The sequence below is a fragment of the Ruegeria sp. CDSC052 genome (genome assembly GCF_059610685.1).
In genome coordinates this window covers 38,218-61,596 of sequence record NZ_JBXWOB010000017.1, presented here as the reverse complement: position 1 = coordinate 61,596, position 23,379 = coordinate 38,218, and the positions used below count along the sequence as shown (strand labels likewise).

Genomic DNA, 23,379 nt, shown 5'->3' with positions numbered 1-23,379 from the left:
TCAACAACTTAACGCTGCCGTTGAACCCACTGCGAACCCGATCCGTTTCGAAGAAGTCGTGGGCGGCATCGGTGGCGACGAGAAGGTTGCCCAATATGCATGGCAAACTTCGGCGTCGGGAATGGCGGCAGTTTGGGCAAGAGAAAACACACGCGAGGCCATTTGGCACGCTCTTGCTGGGAAAGAAGTCTACGCAACCACAGGTCCGCGCATGCGCATTCGCGTTTTTGCCGGATACGATTTTGAAGATACGGACCTGCCGCGTGCAGATTTTGCCGCGTATGGATATGAAGGAGGCGTCCCGATGGAGCCAATCTAGACCGCATTCAAATCGTCAAAGGGTGGTTAAATAGCGACGGGACAACTTCGGAACGCGTTTACGATATATCTTGCGGCGGGCGCGAACTAGTGAACGCGAAGTGTGGCGGACCCGTTGGCGGCACGGTTGACGTTGAGAGCGCTACTTGGACAAACGATATTGGTCAGGCAATTCTATCCGGGTATTGGGAAGACCCCGATTACGATCCGGAACAAAGCTCTTTCTACTATGCCAGAGTGTTGGCAATACCAACGCCACGTTGGACAACATACGATGCCAAAGTGCTCGGAACCGAGATCCCTGACGAAGCCCCACGGTCGATACAAGAGAGGCATACACATCGTCAATCTGGCACACACCTTAGGGACGATTGTTATAAGGCTGAAACCAGAATTTACTTGTTCCGCTTTGGGCTCAAACTACCCCTTCAACGCTTCTGCATGAACAATTGGCTTTCGGTCACGTTTACCCAAACCCCTTCAGGCGATATCCGTGTGCCGTAGACCAGTTTCTCGACACCCCTAGCTTGGGCCGCCTCGAACGCCGCTGCATAGGTCGGGTCGATATCTGCGGCCAATGCAATTCGTTCACAATCAGTGCGCTGGACCAGATACAGCAGGATTGCGCGATGCCCCTGGTCCACCATAGCTGTCAGATCCCCTAGATGTTTGGTTCCGCGCGCTGTGACGCTGTCGGGGAATTCGGCCAGACCGGGTTCGCGAGACAGGGTCACGCATTTGACCTCGACATAAGCGTCCTGAAGGCCCGGCTGGGTCAGCAGGAAATCAACGCGGCTGTTCTCGCCGTATTTCACCTCGGGGCGCACGGTTTCATACATTGCCAGTTCGGGGATCTCCCGCGCGATCAATGCCGCGCGCAACGCCCGGTTCGGGACGGATGTATCCACGCCGGTGAAATGCCCGTTTTCGTGATCGACCAGCCGCCAGCCATATTTCAGCTTTTTCTTCGGGTCGTCATTGGGCTCCAACCATATTTTCTCGCCCGGTTCGGCCAGTCCCATCATCGAGCCGGGATTGGCGCAATGCGCTGTCACCTCGCGCCCGTCCTTAAGCCTGCAATCGGCTAGAAAGCGTTTATAGCGGCGGATCAGGTGGGCGGGGACAAGAGGGGTTTCAAATCGCATGCTTCAGGGCCTATACCTGCGGAAAGGGTCGATCAAGGGGGCGCAGGCCATGCAAAATCCAACCGCAGCCATGCTGGTGATCGGGGATGAAATCCTGTCGGGTCGCACCCGCGACGCAAACATGCATTATCTCGCGCAGGAGCTGACCAAGCAGGGGATCGACCTGAAAGAGGTCCGTGTGGTCAGCGATGACGCCGCTGCAATCGAAGCCGCCGTTCAGGCGTTGTCGGCAAAGTTTGATCATGTCTTCACCAGCGGCGGGATTGGACCGACCCATGATGATATCACCGCCGATTGCATCGCCCGTGCCTTTGGCGCACATATCGACATCCGCGACGATGCCCGCGCTTTGCTTGAAGCGCATTACGAGAAATCCGGGCTGGAACTGAACGCTGCCCGTTTGCGCATGGCGCGCATCCCTGATGGTGCCACGCTGATCGACAATCCGGTGTCGACTGCGCCAGGCTTTACCATCGGCAATGTTCATGTGATGGCTGGGGTGCCCTCGGTCTTTCAGGCGATGGTGGCGAGTGTATTGCCGGGTCTGACCGGCGGTGTTCCTCTGCTGTCCCAAACTTTGCGGGTGGATCGCGGCGAAGGCGATATCGCCGCCCCCCTTGCGGCACTCGCAGCGGATTTTCAGGATCTGTCCATCGGGTGTTATCCGTTTCAGATCAACGGTGTGTTTGGCGCCAATGTGGTCATTCGCGGAACCGAAGGTGCCCGGATCGACGCGGCCTCAACCCGGTTGGCGAAAGAGCTTGGTCTGTGAGCGTTACCTGGCCTGACGTCGTCGAGGGTACATGGCCATCTGCGCAGCGCCAAAAGCTGGGGCCGTTTCTGGTGCGTCAGGGTCTGGGCGGCGGATCGCGGGTAAGTGCGGCCAATGCGCTGGGGCCTGCCTCGGATGAGGATATTGCGGCGGCCGAGGTCGCGATGCAGGCACTGGGACAAAAGCGCATCTTTTGCCTGTGGCCAGGGGACGAGGCGCTGGATACGCAGCTTGAAGGCCGGGGCTATTCCGTGTTGGATCCGGTCAATATTTACACCTGCCCGGTTGAGCATCTGACTGATCTTCCGCTCCCCCGCGTAACGGTGTTCTCGATATGGGAGCCGCTGGCAATCATGCGTGAGATCTGGGCCGAGGGCGGGATTGGACCAGAGCGGCTGGCCGTGATGGAGCGAGCCCCGGGTCCAAAGACCGGCCTGCTGCTTCGCTATAGTGACCAACCTGCTGGTACTGGATTTGTTGCGATGCATGGGGACGTGGCCATGGTCCACGCACTTGAGATTTTGCCCGCTCATCGCCGTCAGGGCCTGGGCCAATGGGCGATGCGCGCGGCTGCGCTCTGGGCACAGGATCAGGGCGCCGGGACGCTCAGCGTGATTTGCACCAAGGCGAATGCGGGGGCCAATGGCCTTTATCGCGCGCTTGGGATGGAGCTTGCCGGAGAATACCATTACCGTCAGCTGGTTGAAGGAGAGAACCCAAAGTGACCGATCTTGCCCTGCCCACCGCGCTGAACCTTCCGATGGCTGATCCGCTGCCGCCCGAGACGCAGAAATACTTCGACATTTGCGTCGAAAAGCTGGGGTTTGTGCCCAATGTCCTGCGGGCCTATGCCTTTGACATCGACAAGCTGAACGCGTTCACCGCGATGTATAACGATCTGATGCTGGCCGATAGCGGGCTGTCCAAGCTCGAGCGTGAGATGATCGCGGTGGTCGTGTCGGCAATAAACAAGTGTTTCTATTGCCTTGTCGCACATGGTGCGGCTGTCAGGCAGTTGTCCGGTGATCCGCAGCTGGGTGAAATGTTGATCATGAACTACCGGGTTGCGCCTTTGGATCAGCGGCAGCGTGCCATGCTGGATTTTGCGGCTAAAATGACCACCGAAAGCACCAAGATCGAAGAGCCTGACCGGCAGGTCCTGCGCGATGCCGGGTTTAGCGACCGCGATATCTGGGACATTGCCAATGTGACCGGCTTTTTCAACATGTCGAACCGTGTTGCAAGCGCGACCGCGATGTCCCCCAACCCCGAGTATCACGCCCAATCAAGATGATCCGCCGCCTCGCCATATTCCTGTTGCTCATTGCGTCGCCCGTTGTCGGCCAAGAGCTGACGCTGCCTTCGGGCGCGCGTCTGGTCAGCGACCGCACAAGCCCGCTCGACAGCTATGACCTGCCCACCGGCCCCTACGTCGACGGAACAGTCCCAGCGCGCCGGGTCGAAGGGCGGGTCGAGCGCTATACCTGGCGGCTGCAGGCCGGGTCCAGCACCACTTTGCAGCTGCTCGCCCCGTTGCGGGAACAGATCAAAGCCCAGGGGTATGAGGTTATCTTTGACTGCGACGCCCGCAGTTGCGGTGGCTTCGATTTTCGCTTTGGAACCGAGGTTGTCCCGACGCCTGACATGTATGTGGCCATCCAGGACTATCGCTTTTTGTCCGCTGCCAAGGGCGACGAAGTCCTGAGCCTTTTGGTCAGCCGAAACCCGCCCGATGGCTATGTGCAGATGATCCGCGTGTCACCTGAGGGGGCCGAGGCCGCGCCTCCGCTGGTGATCGAAGAAGAGGTCGATCAGGCGCAGGGGCTGTTGGAAGAGCTTGCGCAAGAGGGCCACGTGATTCTGGGCGATCTGCATTTCCGCACGGGCGAAATAACCCTGGGTGAGGGGCCTTTCGGCTCTCTGAACAAGGTTGCGCAGTATTTGTCGGACAATCCCGGAACGCGGCTGGCTCTGGTCGGGCACACGGATGATACCGGCGCACTCGAGGCCAATATTTCGGTCAGCACGGGCCGGGCGCAAACCGTGCGCGCCCGGCTGATCGAGAAATACGGCGTGGCCGCCGATCGGGTCGAGGCGCGGGGGATCGGCTATCTGGCCCCGATCACCTCGAATGCAACGCCCGAAGGTCGCGAACTCAACCGCCGGGTCGAGGCGGTTCTGCTGATCAACTGATCCCTACATCACCCACCACAGGTACAGCGGCAGCCCGATCGTGATGTTGAACGGGAAGGACACACCCAGCGACAGGGTCAGATAAATCCCGGCCTCGGCCTTTGGCAGCGCGATCTTCATCGCCGCGGGCACAGCGATATACGAGGCGGATGCAGACAGGACCATGAACAGGAACAGGCTGCCTTCGGGCAGGCCGATCACCGCCCCGACCACCCAGGCCATCGCAGCGCCGATCAGGGGCATCAGCATTCCAAAGGCAAACAGACCCAGCGAGAGCTTGTCGCGGTTCTTGATCAGGCTGCGCCCCGCGGAAATGCCCATATCCAGCAGGAAAAGGCACAGGATGCCGGTGAAGGGTGTGACGATGAAGGGCGCAATCATCTGCATCCCTTCGCCACCCGTGACCGCGCCGATCAGGAAAGCCCCGGTCAGCAGGACAATCGACCCGTTTGCCAAAAGATCACGCCACAGCCCCTTGTCCTTGACGCCATTACTGCTGGTTTTATGCGCCAACCACAGGGCCGACAGGATGGCCGGAACCTCCATTGCGGCGGCAACAGCGACCATGAACCCATCATGGCTGAGCCCCACCAGATCCAGCAGGCTGATTGCGGTGACGAAAGTCACGATTGAGATTGACCCATAATGCCCGGCAACAGCCGCCGCATTCAACGCGTCCAGCCGTGTCATGACCCGGAGCAGGCCGAATGCCACAAGGGGGATGACAAATGACAGCGCCACCCCGCCCAGCAATGTCAGGAACAGGACTATATGGATGCCGTGCTCGGCCAGGCTGCTGCCGCCTTTGAAGCCGATGGCCAGCAGCAGATACAGCGACATGAACTTGGCCGCCCCAGCGGGGATCGACAGATCGCTGCGGGCAAAAGCCGCTAGCAGCCCGAGGACGAAGAAAAGGATGGTTGGGACCAGCAAGTTGCTGGAAAGGGTTTCGATTACGCTGGGCATTTTGGCTCCTGTCCCGATTTCACGGGCTAAGTGCCTTGCCTATATTTGTTATCCAAATATTATCTTTCTAAATTTTGGATAGTTTAAAGCTATGAAATGCGCCCAACACTAAGGCAACTGGAATATATCGTTACGGTCAGCCGACTGGGTCGATTTGGATTGGCAGCTGAGGTTCTGAATGTCAGCCAGCCCAGCCTCTCGGCGCAAATTGCCTCTGTAGAACAAGAACTTGGCCTGCGCATCTTTGATCGTAACCGGGGTGGTGTTCAGGTGACTGCCAAAGGCCAAGAGTTCATCGAGCGCGCCCAGAAGATCCTTGCCGATGTCCGGGATCTGCGCCACGCGATGAGCAGCGAGACACCGGTCTCAGGACGGCTAAGGCTGGGCGTGTTGCCCTCAATCGGGCCCTACCTGCTGCCTCAGGTCATCAAAAAGGTCCATCAAGACCGCCCCGGTCTGCGCATTGTCGTGCGCGAGGAAAACACGCGTGATCTGGAACAAGGGCTGAAATCCGGTCGGTTCGATCTGATCCTGTCCACGCCCGAGGACCATCCGAACACAATCCAGCAGCGCCTGTTCAACGAATCCCTGTGGATCGGGGTCGCTGTGGATGATGTGCTGGCGGGTGATACCCAGGGTGTCACCGCCCAGGATTTGCGCGACCGGCTGATCCTGACCCTGGACCAAAGCCACCGTCTGTCCCGGATCGTCTATGCGCTTGCGGCGGAATGCGGCGGGGTGGTGTCGGATGAATACGAGGGCACCACGCTTGATTCCATCGTGCTGATGGCAGCCTCGGGGGTTGGGGTTGCGGTGTTGCCGGACCTGTATGCAAGACGTCAGGGGATTTACCGCGATGAAGTCCATTTGCGCCCGTTGACCATAACAAATGCCAACCGCGATATCGCGCTTCTTTCCCGCAGAAAAGAAGCTGATCTGCCCGGACAGAATATCCTGATCCAATCCTTGCGTACGGTCGCGCAGAGTATGGGGCTGGCCGTGTTAAGCGACTAAAAAAATGGCCCACACAACATGTGCGGGCCGTTCAGTTTCCACCGGGAGAAATTAGAATTACCAGTCCATCGGGCCTTTTTCGTTGAAGGCATCGACGAGGAAATCAATGAATGCCCGCACCTTGGGCTGCGTAAAGCGGCCGGGCGGGTAGACGGCATAAACGCCTTGCACTTCATCGGGCAGCGACGGCATTGCGTCGACAACTTCGCCCGACTTCAGCGCCTCGGCATAGAGATAGCTGGGCAGATGCGCGATCCCAAGCCCCGAGACCGCAGCGTTCAACAAGGATTGCCCATCATTCACGCTGAGCCACCCGGCGGTGCGGACCTGACGTTTTTCACCCGAAGGTGCGGTCAGTTTCCACACATTGCCCGAAGACTGGCTGGAATAATGTAACAGCTTGTGTTCGTTCAGGTCGTCGATCTTTTGCGGACGCCCGAATTTCTCGATATAGGTGGGCGCGGCGACCATCCGCTTGACGGTTTCGGTCAGCTTGCGGGCGCGCAATGTACTGTCTTCCAGCTCACCAATCCGCACAGCAACGTCGAACCCTTCCGAGATCAGCTCAACATAGCGATTGTTCAGCACCATATTCACCGTGATGTCGGGATAGGCAGCTAGAAATCCTGACAGAACCGGAGAAAGGTGATTCACGCCGAAATCTGTCGCCACACTGATCCGCAGCAGACCAGAGGGGGCAGATTGCATCGAGGTGACCAGCGCATCAGCCTCGCCCGCGTCATTCAGAACGCGGCGGGCCCGGTCATAATAGGCCAGCCCGATTTCGGTTGGTGACACGCGGCGCGTCGTGCGGTTCAGCAGTCTTGCGCCCAGGCGTGCTTCCAGGCTGGAAACGTGCTTGGACACAGCCGATTTTGAGATGCCCATTTTCTTGGCCGCGTCGGTGAAACCGCCTTGGTCCACCACGTTGGCGAAGGCTTCCATTTCGGTCAGTCGGTCCATTCTTGTTCCCCAGGTGTAGGTTCTTTAACTGATCTTTACGTCAAATCTGGGCGGAAACAGGGCGGACATGGGATAATATCAGGGATTTGAATCGGATCGTTTGCGCTTGGGAAACTCTGAAACAGTGGTTTCCATATGGGCCACAAGCCTTTTGACAACGGGTATCCTCGATTTCGGGCCGAAACATGCTACCATGAGGATGGCAAATTTGTGACAACGGAGAAGATTATGAAAGCTGTTTTAGCTATTGCCGCAACCTGCCTGTCGGCGACATTTGCTCTGGCCGGGGGTGAAACACCATCAAACCCCGAAGCGCAGGTCTATTTTGTGAAATTGTCTGACGGCGACGTTGTCCAATCTCCGGTCACCGTGGTCTTTGGCCTCAGCGGCATGGGGGTCGCGCCGGCGGGTACTGAAAAGGAAAACACCGGGCATCATCATCTGCTGATCGACCGACCGCCTTTGGGGCAGGGAGAGGACGGTGCGGATGAGTTGTCTTATGGTCTGCCCGCGGATGACAATCATATCCATTTTGGCGGCGGTCAGACCGAGGTGACGCTGGAAATGGCTGCAGGCGAACATACGCTTCAGCTAGTGCTGGGCGATGCAGGTCATGTACCGCATTCCACGCCCATCGTGTCCGAGGTGATTACGATAACCGTTGAATAAGCGATAAGAGACTTCTGCTGTTGGTATCCGGCGGGCTTTCAGGAATGTCGCCGGGCCACAGTGATGTATGGCGTTTACTTTTCCTTTCGAACCGGAAATTCTGCGTGCTAGGAAAGGGAGGGCTGGGATGTCGACAGAGTTCCTACTGACGTCTCTGATCGTTGTGCTTTTACCAGGCACCGGCGTGATCTATACGCTTGCGGTTGGGTTGGGGCGTGGCTTTTGGGCCAGTTTTGCGGCGGCGATTGGCTGTACCATAGGGATCGTACCTGCTGCGCTGGCCAGTATCGTCGGTCTTGCGGCCCTGCTGCATACCAGCGCGCTGGCCTTTCTGGTGCTAAAATACCTTGGGGTGCTGTATCTGTTTTACATGGCCTGGGGGATCGTCCGGCAAGGCGGTGCATTGGATGTACAGAGCCAGAAACCCGCAAAAGGGTATGTGAAGATTGCAATCACGGGCACCTTGATCAATGTGTTGAACCCCAAGCTATCTTTGTTCTTTCTGGCCTTTCTGCCGCAATTCATTCCCGCCGGTACAGGTGCCGCCGAAGCAGAGCTGATCAAGTTGGCCTTGTCCTTCATGGCCATGACCTTTGTCGTCTTTGTTGGATATGGCGCTTTCGCGGCGGTGGCACGCGACTATGTGATCCAGCGGCCCACTGTCATGGCTTGGGTCAGGCGCTGTTTCGCCGGGGCCTTTGGGGCATTGGGTGCAAAGCTGGCGCTGGCCGACTGACCCCAATACCAGCAGAGCGATTGGCCCGGTTCTGGACCGGGCCAAGGCATATCAGAAAGTGGTTGCCAGCCGCGTGCCCTGATTGATGGCCCGTTTGGCGTCCAATTCGGCTGCAACATCCGCGCCGCCGATCACATGTGGGGTGATGCCACGTTCGATCAACGTATCGGCCAGGCTGCGGTCCGAGATCTGGCCCGAGCACAGAACAATCGTATCCACCGCAATTACTGTCGGGTTCTCGCGTGCTTCGCCGAAACTCACATGCAGCCCGTCATCGTCGATCCGCTCATAATTCACGCCACCGACGAAATTGACGTTTTTCATCTTCAGCGTTGCGCGATGAATCCAGCCGGTGGTCTTGCCCAACCCTTTGCCATGGGCTTGCGCCTTGCGCTGCAGCAAAGTCACCTGGCGCGCGGGGGCGGCAGGTTGTGGCCCTTCAGGTGCCAGGCCCGAGCGGTGCTCGGCCGGGTCGGTCACCCCCCATTCCTTCATCCAGGCGGGCAGGTCGGTGGTGATGCTGTGGCCTTCTTCCAGCAGGAATTCGGACACGTCAAAGCCGATCCCACCTGCTCCGATCACGGCCACTGATTTGCCAACCGGGGTCTTGTGGCGCAGGACGTCAATATAATCGACGACATTGTCTCGGTCCTGACCAGGGATTTTCGGATCACGCGGAACGACACCGGTGGCGATCACCACCTCGTCATAGCCGGCCAGATCATCGGCGCCCACTTCACGCTCAAGCTCGACCTTAATGCCCAAATCGGCAATCATGGCGCGGTACCATTCGACCAGACCCCAGAATTCCTCTTTGCCCGGAACCTGCTTGGCCATGTTCAACTGGCCGCCGATCTCACGGGCACGGTCAAAAATGGTAACGTCATGGCCGCGTTGCGCGGCGGTCATTGCGGTGGACAGGCCTGCCGGGCCCGCCCCTACGATGGCGACTTTCTTGACGCTGTCGGCCTGTGTGATCACCAGTTCGGTTTCGTGACAAGCGCGCGGGTTTACCAGGCACGAGGTCAGTTTGCCCTGGAATGTGTGATCCAGACAGGCCTGGTTGCAAGCGATGCAGGGTGCAATCGTCGCCGCCTCAGCAGCGATGGCTTTGTTAACGAAATCCGCATCTGCCAGCATCGGGCGGGCCAGCGAAACCATGTCGGCGCACCCCGTGGCAAGAACTTCTTCGGCGACTTCCGGCGTGTTAATCCGGTTCGACGTGATGACCGGGATCGAGACCTTGCCCATCAGCTTTTTGGTCACCCAAGCAAAGGCCGCGCGCGGAACGCTGGTGGCAATGGTGGGAATCCGCGCCTCGTGCCAGCCGATGCCTGTGTTGATGATCGTGGCGCCGGCCTGTTCGATCCGCTGCGCCAGTTCCACAACCTCATCATGAGTAGATCCGTTGGGAACCAGGTCAATCATCGACAAGCGGTAGATGATGATGAATTCCGTGCCGACGGCCTCGCGCGTGCGGCGGACAACTTCGATCGGCAAGCGCATCCGGTTCTCGTAAGAGCCACCCCAACGGTCCTCGCGCTTGTTGGTGTGAGTCACCAGAAACTGGTTGAGGAAATACCCTTCGGACCCCATGATCTCGACCCCGTCATAGCCCGCTTTCTGGGCCAGGACCGCGGCGCTCACGATATCGCTGATCTGTTTCTCGATACCCTCTTCGTCCAGTTCGGTCGGCGGGAACGGAGAGATCGGAGATTTCACAGGGCTGGGTGCGACACATTTCGGCCCATAGGCATAGCGCCCCGCATGCAGGATCTGCATCGCGATCTTGCCACCGGCCTCATGCACCCGTTGGGTGACGATGGAGTGGTTTGCCACTTCTTTGTCGTTGGTCATCATTGATGCCCCCGGCAGTACCGAACCTTCAAGATTTGGTCCGATCCCACCAGTCACCATCAGCGCCACGCCACCGCGCGCGCGGTCGGCATAGAACTCGGCCACCCGATTCCAATCGCCGGTCTCCTCAAGCCCGGTATGCATCGAGCCCATCAGCACGCGGTTCTTCAGCGTGGTAAAGCCCAGATCCAGCGGGGCCAGCATGTTTGGGTATGCAGTCATCCAGAACTCTCCCTTATAGAATTTGGCTGCCAGATTGACCTTCGCGTCATCTTTGTCACGCGAAACCTAACGTCATACCCTTTGCCTTGGGCCCGCTGCTTGTTACAGACGCTCCAAAGCATGTTCACGAGGCCGCGTATGACCCCCGAAGAGATTGCCAAACTGCCCTACCGCCCCTGCGTCGGGCTGATGTTGATGAATGCCGAGGGTAAGATATTCGTCGGCCAGCGCAACGACCGCCACAAGGACGCCTGGCAGATGCCTCAGGGTGGTGTGGACCAGGGTGAAGACCCGCGCGATGCGGCGCTGCGCGAGCTGTGGGAAGAAACCGGCGTCACGGCAGATCTGGTCGAGATCATCGCCGAGACCGAGGGGTGGTTGCCCTATGATCTGCCGCATGACATCGTGCCGAAGATCTGGAAAGGTCGGTATCGGGGTCAAGAGCAGAAATGGTATCTGATGCGGTTCTCTGGCCGCGACGATCAGATCGACATTCAGACTGAGCATCCCGAATTCACCCGCTGGAAATGGCAGGAACCGGACCAGCTGGTTGCCGAAATCGTGCCGTTCAAACGCGACGTGTATGAACGCGTGGTTGCAGCGTTTTCGGATCACCTGAACTGACATGATCCCACAGACCTATCCCAGTCCGGACCCATGCCACCGCCGCGCCGATCTGGTCGTGCATCTTATCGGTCTGGCGTTGATTTTGACCGCTGGCGGAGCGCTGATCCGCAAATCATACCTGATGCTCGACAGCGGGCTTATTCTTGCGGTTCTGGTTTATGTAGCCTGTGCGTTGGGCTCTAATCTGGCCTCGTGTTTTTATCACTTTTCCCGCTGGCACCAGCGTCGGCAGCTGCTGCGACGCACAGACCATGCCGCAATCTATTCCAGTATCTGCGGCACCTTCACACCCTTTTTCCTGCTGGCCGGTACCGGCTGGACCATGACTTTGCTCTGGTTGTGCTGGGGGCTGACTGTGGTGGCCATCTGGAACAAGATCGCCAACAAGACGGTCAAGTCCCGATGGTCAACAGCATCCTATCTGGGTCTGGGCGCGCTGGGGCTGTGCGCCATACCCGATCTGAAAGATGTCCCCGTTTCAGTCCTGTGGTGCATTCTGGCCGGGGCGGCAAGCTACGTGATCGGCACAGTCTTTTATGCCCGCAAGACACTGCCTTTCCGCTATGCGATTTGGCACACTTGGGTCAATCTTGGCGGCATATTCATGTTCGTAGGCGTCTGGATCGCCCTGTTCGTGCAGAGATAACCGTGAGGGGAGGGGCTCTGCCCCTCCCACAAACTATAGGCCAGTCCTGATCCGATTAAAGCAAGCCGCCCTGCTTGAGCAAATCGATCATATCCGCCTTGGGGCGCGGGCCGATATGGCTGATCACCTCTCGGGCGCAGACATTGCCCATCTTGGCGCAGGTCTCATAGTCGCGCCCGGTGGCCATGCCAAACAGGAACCCGGCTGCGAATTGGTCGCCTGCGCCGGTGGCGTCAACGGGAACGATTTTTTCCACCGGAATGTCAAAGCGCTGACCTTCATTCAGCACAGTTACCCCGTCGCCTGACCGGGTGCAGACCACCAGAGGGCAGATATCGGCGGTTTTCGCCAGTGCATCCTCAAGATCGTCGGTTTCGAACAGGGATTTGATCTCGGCCTCGTTGCCGATCACAAAATCCAGTTCGTTTTCGATCAGCAGCAGGAAATCGACCCGGTGCCGTTCAACGCAGAACGGGTCAGAAATGGCGATCCCGGCCTTGCCGCCGCCCTTGTGGCAATCCCGTGCGGCCTGAAGGAACGCAGCTTTGCCTTTTTCCTTGTCGAACAAATAGCCTTCAAGGAACATGATCTGGCTGTTACCCGCGACCCCGGCTGATACATCCGCCGAGGAAAGCTCCGAGGAAATCCCCAGATAGGTGTTCATCGACCGTTCACCGTCGGGTGAGACAAAAATCATCGAGCGCGAAGTCGGAAGCTCTCCACCCGGTACGGGCGGGTTCACGAAATCCACACCGTCCTCGTGCATCGCCTCTGCGTAGAATCGTCCCAACGCATCATCATGTACGCGTCCGATAAAGGCTGCGCTCAGTCCCAGTGCGCCGGCACCGGCAATCGTGTTAGCAACGGATCCGCCCGGCGTTTGCACGCGGCCTTCCATAGCGGCGTAAAGAAGTTCACCCCGCTCCTGTTCTATCAGCTGCATGATGCCCTTCTCGATGCCCATCAGTTCCAGAAAACTGTCATCGGCCTGAGAGATCACGTCCACAACGGCGTTTCCAATACCGGTGAGCTGGTAGGTTTTCATAGGTTCTTGTCCTCGAATTGGCAGAGATCGCGGATGATACAGGTTCCGCACATAGGTTTGCGTGCTTTGCAGTGATACCGGCCATGCAAGATAAGCCAGTGATGTGCGTGCAGTTGGAAATCGGTCGGGATGTTATCTTCGATTGCGCGTTCAACCGCATCCACATGTTTTCCCGGGCAGATGCCTGTTCGGTTTCCGACACGAAAAATATGCGTATCCACGGCCTGCGCCGGATAGCGCCACCACATGTTCAACACCACATTGGCGGTCTTACGCCCGACGCCCGGCAGCGATTGCAACGCGGCGCGGGAATTGGGAACTTCGCCGTCATACTCTTCGACCAGAATACGGCTGAGCTTGATAACGTTCTTTGCCTTTTGGCGGAATAGACCGATGGTTTTGATATGCTCGATCAGACCATCCTCGCCCAGGTCCAGCATCTTTTGCGGGGTGTCGGCGGTTTTGAAAAGGGCGCGCGTAGCCTTGTTGACGCCGACATCGGTGGCCTGTGCAGACAGCGCCACCGCTACGACCAGAGTATAGACATTCACATGCTCTAGCTCACCCTCAGGTTCCGGGTCAGCCTGCTGAAAGCGGGTAAAAATCTCTCGGATAGTGTGGTAATCAAGTTGCTTGGCCATGCGGCGACGTATGCACGTATTGCGGCGCAGGGCAAGCCGATGGCTCGGGTAACCACACAAGCAAGAATCTGCTTAGCGGATAGCTGTGGGTTTTGGATTACGTAGGGTAAGCCTGATTCGTGTTATTCTTGCCAGGCGCAGCCTATTTTTATTTCAGCGCATTTTTCCCGCATTGGCGGATATTTTATTTAATTATTGAAAGGTTGATCCATGGCGAACCCAGATCTTGCCGCAAAACTGCAGTCCCGTTATCGGTCTGTTGAGCTGGCCCATCAAGGTGACGAAGACCTCGGCCCCCTGAAATTACTGCCCGGAGTTTGGAAGAACGGCGACAGCACGCGCGGACGTGGCTGGAACATGATCGCGCTTCCGTTTGCGACCGAGCCTGGCAGCCGTCTCAACTACCGTCTGCTGGTTAATCAATTCGAGGAAACGCTTCAATTCACGACCGTTGACAAAGCGGTTCCAAACCGCGGGATTGAGCGTCCGAACCCGGCCTCAGGAGACCCGACCATTAACACCGATCAGTTTGTCGTCACGCTGGACTATCAGCAGTCCATCGCGCAGCTCTCGGCTGAAGATCGCCCCGACAGCGGACTGGCGGGACCTGCCGATCTGGCCATCCATCACGAGCCCGGTCTGTTCCTGCATATGACCAATCTGACCACAAACAATCTGAACGTTGCACGTTTGGGAACGGTGCCACATGGCGACTCGTTGTTAGGTCTTGGAGAAGCGAGCGAGATCGATGGACCGCCAACGATTCCGGTGGTCGACGGGCTGCCCGAAGGGGCCACAAAGGACCTGAACAGCGGATATCTTTCGCCCTACAAACATTATCACGATAATCCGTTCAACGGCGTTGTGACCGCCCCGGGGTTCCCAGGCTTCGATCCTGTGCACCCGCATCTGTTGCTGGCAGCTGGAATACCGAACAATGTGAAAAAAACCACGATATTGCCGTTCAACACCGCGCTTGAGGATGCCGGGATCGTCAACATTCCGTTTGTTGTCAAACAAGCCAACGCGGCGGTGATGGATTCGATCTTTTGGATCATGGAACTGGACGAGCCGGGAATTGGCGGTGAACCCAAGCTGCTGATGATGTATCTGCAGAATGTCGGTCTGGATTTCTTCCCACGCTTTGACGGGAAACCCGGTCTGATCCGCTGGCCGCATGTCAGCATCAACGTCATGGAAAAGGTTGCACCCCCGGAAGAGGCGGCACCCTATACCGTTATCCCGCAGGTCTGAGGGGCAGATAGCGCAAGAATCGGGTCGCACTCTGGTCGGTAACAGGCCATCTTCTGTCTATCGAAGGAGTGCGACCATGAATGTCCAGACCCCAGAAAGCGGCTATCATTATAATGTCATGCGCCGGGCGATTGACCTGATTGATCAGGGCGGAGAGGCCCTGAGTCTTGAGGAACTGGCACAGCAGATGGATATGAGCCCCGCGCATTTCCAGCGCCTGTTCTCACGTTGGACCGGGGTATCGCCCAAGCGGTATCAGCAATATCTGACGCTGGGCCATGCCAAGGCGTTGCTGCGCGAGCGGTACACGACACTGGAAACCGCCCTGAATGTGGGCCTGTCCGGCAGCGGTCGCCTGCATGATCTGTTCCTGAAATGGGAATCCATGAGCCCCGGCGAATACGCCCGTAGGGGTGCCGGTTTGACCATCTATTGGGGATGGTTTGAATGTCCTTTTGGTCCTGCTTTGGTGATGGGCACCGACAAGGGCATCTGCGGAATGGCCTTTGGGGCCGAAACCGGCGAAGAAAATGCCATGGCGGATATGTTGTCGCGTTGGCCCAATGCCAATTTCGTCGAGGACCCGATGCGCCTGCGGCCCTGGGCGCTCAGTGCATTTGGCGCGGTGAGCGACCGATTGGAACCAACGCCTCTGTATTTGATTGGCTCGCCCCTGCAGATCAAAGTGTGGGAAGCGCTGATGCATATCCCTTCGGGGCAGGTCACAACCTATTCCGAGATCGCGCAACGGGTGGGATCACCGCAAGCTGTGCGCGCCGTCGGGACGGCCGTGGGTCGAAACCCGGTCAGTTGGCTGATCCCTTGCCACCGCGCGCTGCGAAAATCCGGGGGGCTGGGTGGGTATCATTGGGGCCTGCCGGTGAAACGCGCCATGCTGGCCTATGAGGCGGCACAAGCAGACGCTTGATTTCTGATCAGAAAAAGCCATACGGATCGTCGAACAAAGTGATAAACCTTTGCCGAGGTTGCAGGACACCAAAGCGATGATCCAGAAATTTGCCCTGTGGTCGATCCCGATTTCCATCGCGGTTCTGGCCTTGAAACTGTTGGCCTGGTGGTTGACGGAATCAGTCGCCTTGTTGTCCGATGCGATGGAATCCGTGGTCAATGTGGTCGCGGCCTTGCTGGCGTTCTTTGCGGTTTCGATCGGCGGCAAACCTCCTGACGATAATCACCCCTTTGGGCACAAGAAAGCCGAATACCTGTCTGCTGTTGTCGAAGGTGTGCTGATCGTGCTGGCGGCGCTTCTAATCCTGCGAGAGGCCGTTGCCGCGCTGTCATCGTCGCATCTGGACCAGGCCCCGCTGACCGGGGTGGCAATCAATGTGCTGGCAACCGCTTTGAACGGTGCCTGGGCCTATGTGTTGTTGCGGGTCGGGCGGCAGTACGCCTCTCCGGCGCTTGAGGCCAGCGCAAAGCATATCTTTACCGATGTGTTCACCTCGGTGGGCGTTGTCATCGGATTGGTTTTGGCCCTTGCCACCGGCTGGCTGATCCTGGACCCGATCCTGGCCATTCTGGTCGCCCTGAACATTCTGTGGGAGGGATGGAAGGTCATTCGCAAGTCGATTGACGGTCTGATGGACGTGTCCCTTACTGATCCCGAACTGGATGAAGTGCGGAGCATCATCGACGCAAATCTGGGCCGGGCGCTGGAATATCACGACCTGCGGGGCCGTCGATCCGCCAGCATGATCTTTGTCGAGTTCCATCTGGTCGTTGACGGTGGCATGAGCGTGGCGACGGCCCATGATATCTGTGACGATATCGAAGACGCTTTGACCGATCAGTTCCCCGGATCGGTTTTTGTGATTCATCTTGAGCCGGATTCAGAGTCTAAAGGGCCCGGCGCAGATAGCGCACGGGCCCCGAAAACAGGTTAGACGGCAGGTGGGTTACTCGGCAGCCCAGCCGCCGACGGCCTTGACCTCAAGGAAATCCTCCAGCCCCCAGACGCCGCCTTCGCGCCCGTTGCCGGATTGTTTCATGCCGCCGAACGGGGAACCCGCGCTGCGGGATTTGCCATTCATCTCGACCATACCCGACCGCAAAGCGCGGGCCATGCGGTTGGCACGGACGTTATCCTGCGTCTGGACATAGTTGGTCAGCCCATAAGGTGTGTCATTGGCGATTTCGATGGCCTCTTCCTCGGTATCGAAGGGGATCATGGTCAGAACCGGTCCAAAGATCTCTTCGCGGGCGATGGTCATCTGGTTGTTGACGTCGGCAAAGACCGTGGGCCGCACGAAATAGCCCTTGTTCAACCCTTCAGGCCTGCCAGTGCCACCAGCGACAAGGCGCGCGCCTTCGTCGATACCCTTTTGGATCAGGTCCTGAATCTTGCCCCATTGCAGCTCGTTCACAACCGGGCCGATATGGCGACCTTCTTCCATCGCCGGGCCAACGGTGACACCTTTGGCAACCTCAGCTGCGGTTTCCACCGCCGCGTCATAGATGGGACGCTGGACCAGCATCCGGCTAGGGGCGTTACAGCTTTGACCGGTGTTGTTCATCATGTGCAGCACGCCACGTTTGACGGCCTTTTCATCCGCATCGGCAAAGACCACATTTGCACCCTTGCCGCCCAGTTCCAAATGCACCTTCTTCAGTGTATCGGCTGCGGCTTTGGAAATCGCCGTGCCCGCGCGGGTGGATCCCGTAAAGCTGACCATATCCACATCGGGGTGCGTGGACAGCTGAGATCCGACGCCAACCCCGTCACCGTTGACAAGGTTGAAGACACCGGGCGGGAATCCGGCCTCATCCATCAGCTCAGCAAAGATCATCGCGTTCAGCGGGCTTTGCTCCGAGGGTTTCAGAACCATTGTGCAGCCCGCAATCGCAGCCGCACCGACCTTCAGCGTGACCTGGTTCATTGGCCAATTCCACGGTGTGATCAGGGCGGCGACACCGACGGCCTCATAGATGATCTGGTCGTTGGGAGCGTGATCGCCCAGCGGCCGCTCGAAAGGAAACGCTTTGGCGGCGCGGATGAAATTTGCCAGGTGCCAACTGCCTGCTCCGACTTGCTGGCTACGCGCCATGTCGATCGGGGCGCCCATCTCTAACGACATTGCCTGGGCCAGATCCTCGGACCGTTCGGCATAAAGCGCGATCAGCTTTTCGACCATCGCGATGCGGGTTTCCGCCGGGGTTTCCATCCAGCCGGGCAACGCCGCCTTGGCCGCTGCAACAGCCGCGTCCGTATCGGCCTGATCGCCCAGCGAAATCACGGCACATGGTTCTTCGGTCGAGGGGTTGATGACCTGAAAATCATGCGTAACCGATGGGGCAACCCACTGACCGTTGATGTAAAAATTGCGTTTCTCGATCATGGTGCATCCTCCTGACCATGCGACGGGGATTCTTGGTTCGGCGCCACTGTGTCAGGCCTTCAGGAAACCGGCAAGCGCGATTTGATCAAATGGAATTTTGAGGTCTGGCCTAGGGCTAAAGTGACTTGCTGACTGTTTAACATCGGCGCAAAGTGATTAGGTTCTGAACAACCGACTCGGTTTTGTAATTAGCAAAGGAGATGCTTCATGGGTTTGCGCATCAACGACACCGTCCCCAATTTCACTGCAGAAACGGATCAGGGCACCATTCAGTTCCACGACTGGATTGGGGATAGCTGGGCCATTCTGTTCTCGCACCCCAAGGATTTCACTCCTGTCTGCACCACCGAGTTTTCGGCCGTCGCGCAGCTAAGCGATGAGTGGGCCGCGCGCAACACCAAGGTCCTGGGCGTTTCGGTTGACGGCGTCGAAGACCACAAGAAGTGGAAAAAGGATATCGAGGCCTATGGCAACGCGCATCCCGGTTTTCCAATCATTGCCGATGATGGTCTGGCCGTTTCAAAGGCCTTCGACATGCTGCCCGCCGAGGCCTATTTGCCGGACGGGCGTACCCCGGCCGACAGCGCGACCGTGCGGTCGGTTTTTATCATCGGGCCGGACAAGCAACTGAAGCTTTCGATGACCTATCCTATGACTGTGGGACGTAACTTTGCCGAGATATTGCGTGCACTGGACGGGTTGCAGATGTCGTCGAAAGGCGTGGCTACCCCGGCGAACTGGGTGCCTGGCGAAGACGTAATCATTCCGCCTGCTGTCTCAAACGACGACGCCAAAGCAAAGTTTGGCGAGTTCGAGACCATCTTCCCCTATCTGCGCAAGACCAAGGCGCCGTCGTAAGACGGCCAAGGTCAGGGGGGCTGTCTGCCCCCCATCGCGCCTCGCGGCGCGATTCCCCCCGGAAGGTATTTTCAGCCAGATGAAGCAGGCGGGCGCTGCGGGTGCAGGTGCAGCTTGGCGCGGTAGGCTGCGCGCTTGAACTCTCGGGTTAATTTGTCTGACAGGGGCGGTTTTGTCTGAATGGTCGAGCCGCCGATTTCCTGGGCCACTTCCTGATTTCCGCTGCCTTGCAAGGCGTGAACCGGCTGGTCTGTCAGCCAGTGCATCTGCAAGAAGGTATCGACAGGGCGGTCGATTTGGTCGGTGGTCGCCAAAAGGCGTTCGGCGGCGTTTTTCCCCACCATCTGACATACGCATTGCAGGCCGATCACCTTGGGTAGGATCAGCCGCAGGCCGTCTTGTTCTGCCAGGACCTGTGCCGGTACTTCGCGCTGTTTTACGGGGATGCGGATATAGTGATCGGGGGTGGCGATTGAGGCCAGCAACCCAAGCGCCTGTTCCATTCGCGCCCGATCTATGCGCAGGTCATCCTCGGAGATGATGGCCAGGTCGATATCGTCCTCGACCAGCTTGCGCCAGATGCGTCGATGGCTTTCGAACACGCCGATTTCTGCGGGTCGCAAGGGGAATGGGTAATGCGGGCGGTGCAGATTTCCGGAATGCAGTTCGACACCGGAAATCTGGTCAGGGTCGCGGCCATTTACGGCCTCAAACAGTTCAGCATTGGGCAGGGCCGCGCAGAGCTGATCAGCATTGGGACGGCGCGCGGTGCTCGAGGACATATGGATGACAAAGGATCGCATACCCCGTGCATAGAACACCGCGTCAGGCGGGGAAAGAGCAACCGTGGATCAAGCCTGGCCCTGGTCGGCGGGTTCTGACGACGAGGACGTGTTGACCAGGGGTTCGGACAAAAGCTCTTCGACAAAAAAGCTGAGCAGTTGGAGCCGCCCTGAGACACCCGCCTTGCGGTAAATCGCAGCGCTTTGTGCCTTGATAGTCCCTTCTTTCGTCTGTCTCAGCTCGGCGATTTCTGCGATCGACAAACCCTTGATGGACAATATTGCGACATCGCGTTCCGCATTGCTGAGCTGCCACTGCGTGAATTGATTTTCGATGACCTGCGAAAACGCGCCCTGCGCCACGCCCAGTTGACGCTGCATGTCCTGCACGCGCAAGCTCTGAGCCCGGATCAGGGTGATTGTCGCCACCAAACCACCGATCAGAGCCAGGGACAGGAACAATTCGAACTGGTGCAAATGCCGAAACCCGGCAGTTTCGCCACCAAACCAATCTAGCGCTGCATCGGTTAGGAAAAAGGTGGCGCAGACAGCCTGCACCACCAGAAGGAGCCAGAGTAAAGACGTCTGTGAAATCTTCATAGCGCTCCTTTAAGATTGTCTGGTCAGTCGTCGTCCTTTTCAAGCTCGATCGCGGTGACAACGCCATCGGTCTTGTTCAGGACCAGTTCAGTTTCCACGCCATCCTTGACGAGTTCAACCTCGATCTCGCCATCTTCGAATTCGATCTCTTCGATCTGGTATCCCTGCGCCTCGAGAGTGGTGCGGATATCGGTCTCGGTGGTGCCCAGCTTGTCCCCGACTGTCACGTTGGCAAAAGCCAGCACCGGGGCGGTCGCGATCAGTCCGGTCAGAGTCAGCATTTTGAAAGTCTCCATTTCGCATCTCCTAGATTTGTTGCGTCGATGTAGGAGACGTGGGTTCGCCTGGCCGGTGGTGCGATTGGATTTCGGTTGAATTGGGCGGAATTGGCCCAAGGTTTATGCTGACTGAACAAAAAAAGACCCCGGACAAAGCCGGGGTCTTTCGAGAAATCAGAGGGGCGAGCAGATTATTCTGCGCCTTCCTCTTTCTTTTCTTTCTTCTCAGGTGCGATCTCTTCGCCGGTTTCCTGATCGACGATCTTCATCGACAGGCGCACCTTGCCGCGGTCGTCAAAGCCCAGCAGCTTGACCTTCACTTCCTGGCCTTCCTTCAGAACATCCGACGGATGGTTCAGGCGACGGTTTTCGATCTGGGACACGTGGACCAGACCGTCACGCTTGCCAAAGAAGTTCACGAAGGCGCCGAAGTCGACGATCTTGACCACTTTACCGGTGTAGATCTGACCTTCTTCCGGCTCTGCGACGATCGAGTGGATCATCTCGTATGCCTTCTTGATCGATTCGCCATCGGGCGAGGCGATCTTGATCACGCCGTCATCGTTGATGTCGACCTTGGCACCAGAAACGTCGACGATTTCGCGGATGACTTTGCCGCCGGAACCGATCACTTCACGGATCTTGTCGGTGGGGATGTTCATGGTCTCGATGCGCGGTGCGTGGACCGAGAAATCATTGGTCTCGGACAGGGCTTTGCCCATCTCGCCCAGGATGTGCATCCGGCCGTCCTTGGCTTGCGCCAGGGCTTTCTCCATGATCTCGGGCGTGATGCCCGCAACCTTGATGTCCATCTGCAGAGAGGTGATGCCGTTTTCGGTACCCGCAACCTTGAAGTCCATGTCGCCCAGGTGGTCTTCGTCACCCAGAATGTCCGACAGGATCGCGTAATCGCCGTCATCTTCCAAGATCAGACCCATGGCAACACCGGCAACCGGTGCTTTCAGCGGAACGCCCGCATCCATCATCGACAGCGAACCGCCGCAAACAGACGCCATCGAGCTTGATCCGTTGGATTCGGTGATCTCCGACACGATGCGGATCGTGTAGGGGAAGTCGGTTGCCGCAGGCAGAACCGCCTGCAACGCACGCCATGCCAGTTTGCCGTGACCAATCTCACGACGTCCCGGAGGGCCCACGCGACCCGCTTCACCAACCGAATAAGGAGGGAAGTTGTAATGCAGCAGGAAGTTCGATTTGAAGTTGCCGTGCAGGGCGTCGATGAACTGCTCATCATCACCGGTGCCCAGCGTGGTTACAGCCAGCGCCTGTGTTTCACCACGGGTGAACAGGGCCGAGCCGTGTGTCCGCGGCAGCATCGAGGTTTCTGCAACGATCGAACGGATATCGGTGGTCGAACGACCGTCGATCCGCTTGCCGCCTTTGACGACGTCGCCGCGCAGGATGCCTGCTTCCAGCTTTTTCATCGCCGAGCCAAGGTTCGCGTCTTCCAGCTGTTCCTCGGTCAGGGCTTCCTTGATTGCGTCGCGGGCAGCGGAAACAGCAGCAGTGCGCTCTTGCTTGTCGGTGATCGCGAAGGCGGCGCGCATCTGTTCTTCACCGGCAGCCTTAACGGCGGCGGACAGCTCAGAATAATCGGGCGCCTGGAAATCAAACGGCTCTTTTGCCGCGTCTTCGGCCAGTGAAATGATCAGGTCGATCACCGGCTGAATCTGCTCGTGTGCAAATTTGACCGCACCCAGCATCTCGGCCTCGGACAGTTCGTAAGCCTCCGATTCAACCATCATCACGGCGTCTTTGGTGCCGGCAACAACCAGATCCAGACGCTGTTCAGGGTTCAGGCGCAGGTCCTGCATGTCGTCCACTGTCGGGTTCAGAATGTATTCGCCATCCTCGAAACCAACGCGGCAACCAGCAATCGGGCCTCTGAACGGTGCGCCGGAAATGGTCAGCGCGGCAGAGGCTGCGATCATCGCCACCATGTCAGGGTCGTTGACCAGATCGTGGCTCAGCACGGTGCACATCACCAGAACTTCGTTTTTGAAGCCGTCAACAAACAGCGGGCGGATCGGCCGGTCGATCAGACGCGCGGTCAGCGTCTCTTTTTCAGTCGGGCGCGCCTCGCGCTTGAAAAAGCCACCCGGAACTTTACCGGCGGCATAATATTTCTCTTGGTAGTGGACGGTCAGCGGGAAAAAGTCCTGACCGGGTTTTTGCTTCCGCGCAAAGGTCACGTTTGCCATCACGCTGGTCTCACCCAGCGTGGCAATCACACTGCCGTCCGCCTGACGGGCAACCTTGCCGGTTTCCAGTGTCAGCGTCTCTTCGCCCCACTGAATTGATTTCTTTGTTACATCAAACATTTGCGTATCCTAGAAGGGAGCACTCCCGCCCCTGCGGGTCTCCCGTTTGCGTGGCGGCCCCATTGCCGCCGACCCCACTTTATCTTCCATTCGAG

24 protein-coding genes and 1 pseudogene are annotated in these 23,379 nt (G+C 58.0%); 14 read left to right on the top strand and 11 right to left on the bottom strand.

Translation table 11 applies throughout. The annotated features are described in order from the left end of the window. The first annotated feature begins 121 nt into the window (after positions 1-121). Positions 122-822: pseudogene (locus tag AC2FIM_RS19005) on the top strand (DUF3604 domain-containing protein). Here AC2FIM_RS19005 and sfsA read toward each other — a convergent pair. Next, on the bottom strand, positions 747-1,463 hold the full coding sequence (sfsA, locus tag AC2FIM_RS19000; protein ID WP_271952060.1) for a DNA/RNA nuclease SfsA: 717 nt from the start codon (positions 1,461-1,463) through the stop codon (positions 747-749). The pseudogene AC2FIM_RS19005 and the gene sfsA overlap by 76 nt on opposite strands. A gap of 49 nt (positions 1,464-1,512) precedes the next feature. On the opposite strand from sfsA, the gene AC2FIM_RS18995 reads away from it, so the two are divergent. The 4 genes from AC2FIM_RS18995 to AC2FIM_RS18980 are packed head-to-tail and all read left to right on the top strand — an operon-like array spanning position 1,513 to position 4,428. Beyond that, positions 1,513-2,235 carry a competence/damage-inducible protein A gene (locus AC2FIM_RS18995; protein WP_271952166.1) on the top strand — a complete coding sequence of 241 codons (723 nt, stop codon included), beginning with the start codon at positions 1,513-1,515 and terminating at the stop codon, positions 2,233-2,235. Next, positions 2,232-2,960: a GNAT family N-acetyltransferase gene (locus AC2FIM_RS18990; protein ID WP_271952061.1), complete on the top strand. Its 729-nt coding sequence runs from the start codon at positions 2,232-2,234 to the stop codon at positions 2,958-2,960. Before AC2FIM_RS18995 ends, AC2FIM_RS18990 begins: the two co-directional genes overlap by 4 nt. Further along, a complete protein-coding gene (locus tag AC2FIM_RS18985; RefSeq protein ID WP_271952063.1) occupies positions 2,957-3,529 on the top strand; it encodes a peroxidase-related enzyme in 573 nt (190 codons plus the stop codon). The genes AC2FIM_RS18990 and AC2FIM_RS18985 overlap by 4 nt, the downstream gene beginning before the upstream one ends. After that, a complete protein-coding gene (locus AC2FIM_RS18980) occupies positions 3,526-4,428 on the top strand; it encodes an OmpA family protein (protein WP_142639969.1) in 903 nt (300 codons plus the stop codon). Before AC2FIM_RS18985 ends, AC2FIM_RS18980 begins: the two co-directional genes overlap by 4 nt. Before the next feature lie 3 nt (positions 4,429-4,431). Here AC2FIM_RS18980 and AC2FIM_RS18975 read toward each other — a convergent pair whose 3' ends face one another. Further along, positions 4,432-5,394, bottom strand: coding sequence for a sodium-dependent bicarbonate transport family permease (locus tag AC2FIM_RS18975; protein WP_496679078.1), 963 nt, complete (start codon positions 5,392-5,394; stop codon positions 4,432-4,434). A gap of 96 nt (positions 5,395-5,490) precedes the next feature. Between AC2FIM_RS18975 and AC2FIM_RS18970 the strand changes: the two genes are divergently transcribed. Further along, positions 5,491-6,408 carry a hydrogen peroxide-inducible genes activator gene (locus tag AC2FIM_RS18970; protein ID WP_496679081.1) on the top strand — a complete coding sequence of 306 codons (918 nt, stop codon included), beginning with the start codon at positions 5,491-5,493 and terminating at the stop codon, positions 6,406-6,408. Positions 6,409-6,465: 57 nt separating this feature from the next. Here the strand turns inward: AC2FIM_RS18970 and AC2FIM_RS18965 are convergent, their stop codons facing one another. Continuing rightward, on the bottom strand, positions 6,466-7,371 hold the full coding sequence (locus AC2FIM_RS18965; RefSeq protein WP_271952071.1) for a LysR family transcriptional regulator: 906 nt from the start codon (positions 7,369-7,371) through the stop codon (positions 6,466-6,468). 228 nt (positions 7,372-7,599) lie between these two features. Between AC2FIM_RS18965 and AC2FIM_RS18960 the strand changes: the two genes are divergently transcribed. Together AC2FIM_RS18960 and AC2FIM_RS18955 are read left to right on the top strand one after the other, a co-directional pair. After that, entirely contained in the window at positions 7,600-8,040 is a 441-nt protein-coding gene (locus AC2FIM_RS18960) for a DUF4399 domain-containing protein (protein ID WP_281973795.1), read from the top strand. 127 nt (positions 8,041-8,167) lie between these two features. Beyond that, positions 8,168-8,776 (top strand): LysE family translocator, encoded by a 609-nt coding sequence (locus AC2FIM_RS18955; RefSeq protein ID WP_142639979.1) that lies wholly within the window; start codon positions 8,168-8,170, stop codon positions 8,774-8,776. 51 nt (positions 8,777-8,827) lie between these two features. On the opposite strand, the gene AC2FIM_RS18950 is transcribed toward AC2FIM_RS18955, so the two are convergent. Beyond that, positions 8,828-10,855, bottom strand: a complete 2,028-nt coding sequence (locus AC2FIM_RS18950) for an NADPH-dependent 2,4-dienoyl-CoA reductase (protein WP_281973793.1) — start codon at positions 10,853-10,855, stop codon at positions 8,828-8,830. A gap of 138 nt (positions 10,856-10,993) precedes the next feature. On the opposite strand from AC2FIM_RS18950, the gene AC2FIM_RS18945 reads away from it, so the two are divergent. Together AC2FIM_RS18945 and trhA are read left to right on the top strand one after the other, a co-directional pair. Further along, on the top strand, positions 10,994-11,479 hold the full coding sequence (locus tag AC2FIM_RS18945) for an RNA pyrophosphohydrolase (protein ID WP_271952074.1): 486 nt from the start codon (positions 10,994-10,996) through the stop codon (positions 11,477-11,479). 1 nt (position 11,480) lies between these two features. Then, positions 11,481-12,128 carry a PAQR family membrane homeostasis protein TrhA gene (trhA, locus tag AC2FIM_RS18940; RefSeq protein ID WP_271952076.1) on the top strand — a complete coding sequence of 216 codons (648 nt, stop codon included), beginning with the start codon at positions 11,481-11,483 and terminating at the stop codon, positions 12,126-12,128. A gap of 55 nt (positions 12,129-12,183) precedes the next feature. Here trhA and AC2FIM_RS18935 read toward each other — a convergent pair whose 3' ends face one another. Then, positions 12,184-13,173 carry an adenosine kinase gene (locus AC2FIM_RS18935; protein WP_271952078.1) on the bottom strand — a complete coding sequence of 330 codons (990 nt, stop codon included), beginning with the start codon at positions 13,171-13,173 and terminating at the stop codon, positions 12,184-12,186. Further along, positions 13,170-13,814 (bottom strand): endonuclease III, encoded by a 645-nt coding sequence (nth, locus tag AC2FIM_RS18930; RefSeq protein ID WP_271952085.1) that lies wholly within the window; start codon positions 13,812-13,814, stop codon positions 13,170-13,172. The genes AC2FIM_RS18935 and nth overlap by 4 nt, the downstream gene beginning before the upstream one ends. 210 nt (positions 13,815-14,024) lie before the next feature. On the opposite strand from nth, the gene AC2FIM_RS18925 reads away from it, so the two are divergent. The 3 genes from AC2FIM_RS18925 to AC2FIM_RS18915 all read left to right on the top strand — a co-directional run bounded on the left by AC2FIM_RS18925 (position 14,025) and on the right by AC2FIM_RS18915 (position 16,972). Further along, complete coding sequence (locus tag AC2FIM_RS18925) at positions 14,025-15,068, top strand: heme-binding protein (RefSeq protein ID WP_142639991.1); 1,044 nt, start codon at positions 14,025-14,027, stop codon at positions 15,066-15,068. A gap of 76 nt (positions 15,069-15,144) precedes the next feature. Next, positions 15,145-15,996: a bifunctional helix-turn-helix domain-containing protein/methylated-DNA--[protein]-cysteine S-methyltransferase gene (locus AC2FIM_RS18920; RefSeq protein WP_271952091.1), complete on the top strand. Its 852-nt coding sequence runs from the start codon at positions 15,145-15,147 to the stop codon at positions 15,994-15,996. A gap of 76 nt (positions 15,997-16,072) precedes the next feature. Then, positions 16,073-16,972 carry a cation diffusion facilitator family transporter gene (locus AC2FIM_RS18915; protein ID WP_496679090.1) on the top strand — a complete coding sequence of 300 codons (900 nt, stop codon included), beginning with the start codon at positions 16,073-16,075 and terminating at the stop codon, positions 16,970-16,972. A 12-nt stretch (positions 16,973-16,984) separates the two neighbouring features. Here AC2FIM_RS18915 and AC2FIM_RS18910 read toward each other — a convergent pair whose 3' ends face one another. After that, on the bottom strand, positions 16,985-18,424 hold the full coding sequence (locus tag AC2FIM_RS18910; RefSeq protein ID WP_496708334.1) for an aldehyde dehydrogenase family protein: 1,440 nt from the start codon (positions 18,422-18,424) through the stop codon (positions 16,985-16,987). Between the two features lie 207 nt (positions 18,425-18,631). Between AC2FIM_RS18910 and AC2FIM_RS18905 the strand changes: the two genes are divergently transcribed. Continuing rightward, positions 18,632-19,282 carry a peroxiredoxin gene (locus tag AC2FIM_RS18905; RefSeq protein ID WP_142639998.1) on the top strand — a complete coding sequence of 217 codons (651 nt, stop codon included), beginning with the start codon at positions 18,632-18,634 and terminating at the stop codon, positions 19,280-19,282. Between the two features lie 71 nt (positions 19,283-19,353). Here AC2FIM_RS18905 and AC2FIM_RS18900 read toward each other — a convergent pair whose 3' ends face one another. From AC2FIM_RS18900 to pnp, 4 genes are all read right to left on the bottom strand, one after another. Then, positions 19,354-20,085, bottom strand: coding sequence for a glycosyltransferase family 25 protein (locus tag AC2FIM_RS18900; protein WP_271952096.1), 732 nt, complete (start codon positions 20,083-20,085; stop codon positions 19,354-19,356). Positions 20,086-20,133: 48 nt separating this feature from the next. Then, a complete protein-coding gene (locus tag AC2FIM_RS18895; RefSeq protein ID WP_271952098.1) occupies positions 20,134-20,664 on the bottom strand; it encodes a helix-turn-helix transcriptional regulator in 531 nt (176 codons plus the stop codon). A gap of 23 nt (positions 20,665-20,687) precedes the next feature. After that, entirely contained in the window at positions 20,688-20,960 is a 273-nt protein-coding gene (locus AC2FIM_RS18890; protein ID WP_271952100.1) for a PepSY domain-containing protein, read from the bottom strand. Between the two features lie 173 nt (positions 20,961-21,133). Next, a complete protein-coding gene (gene pnp, locus AC2FIM_RS18885; RefSeq protein WP_271952102.1) occupies positions 21,134-23,284 on the bottom strand; it encodes a polyribonucleotide nucleotidyltransferase in 2,151 nt (716 codons plus the stop codon). Positions 23,285-23,379 lie beyond the last annotated feature (95 nt).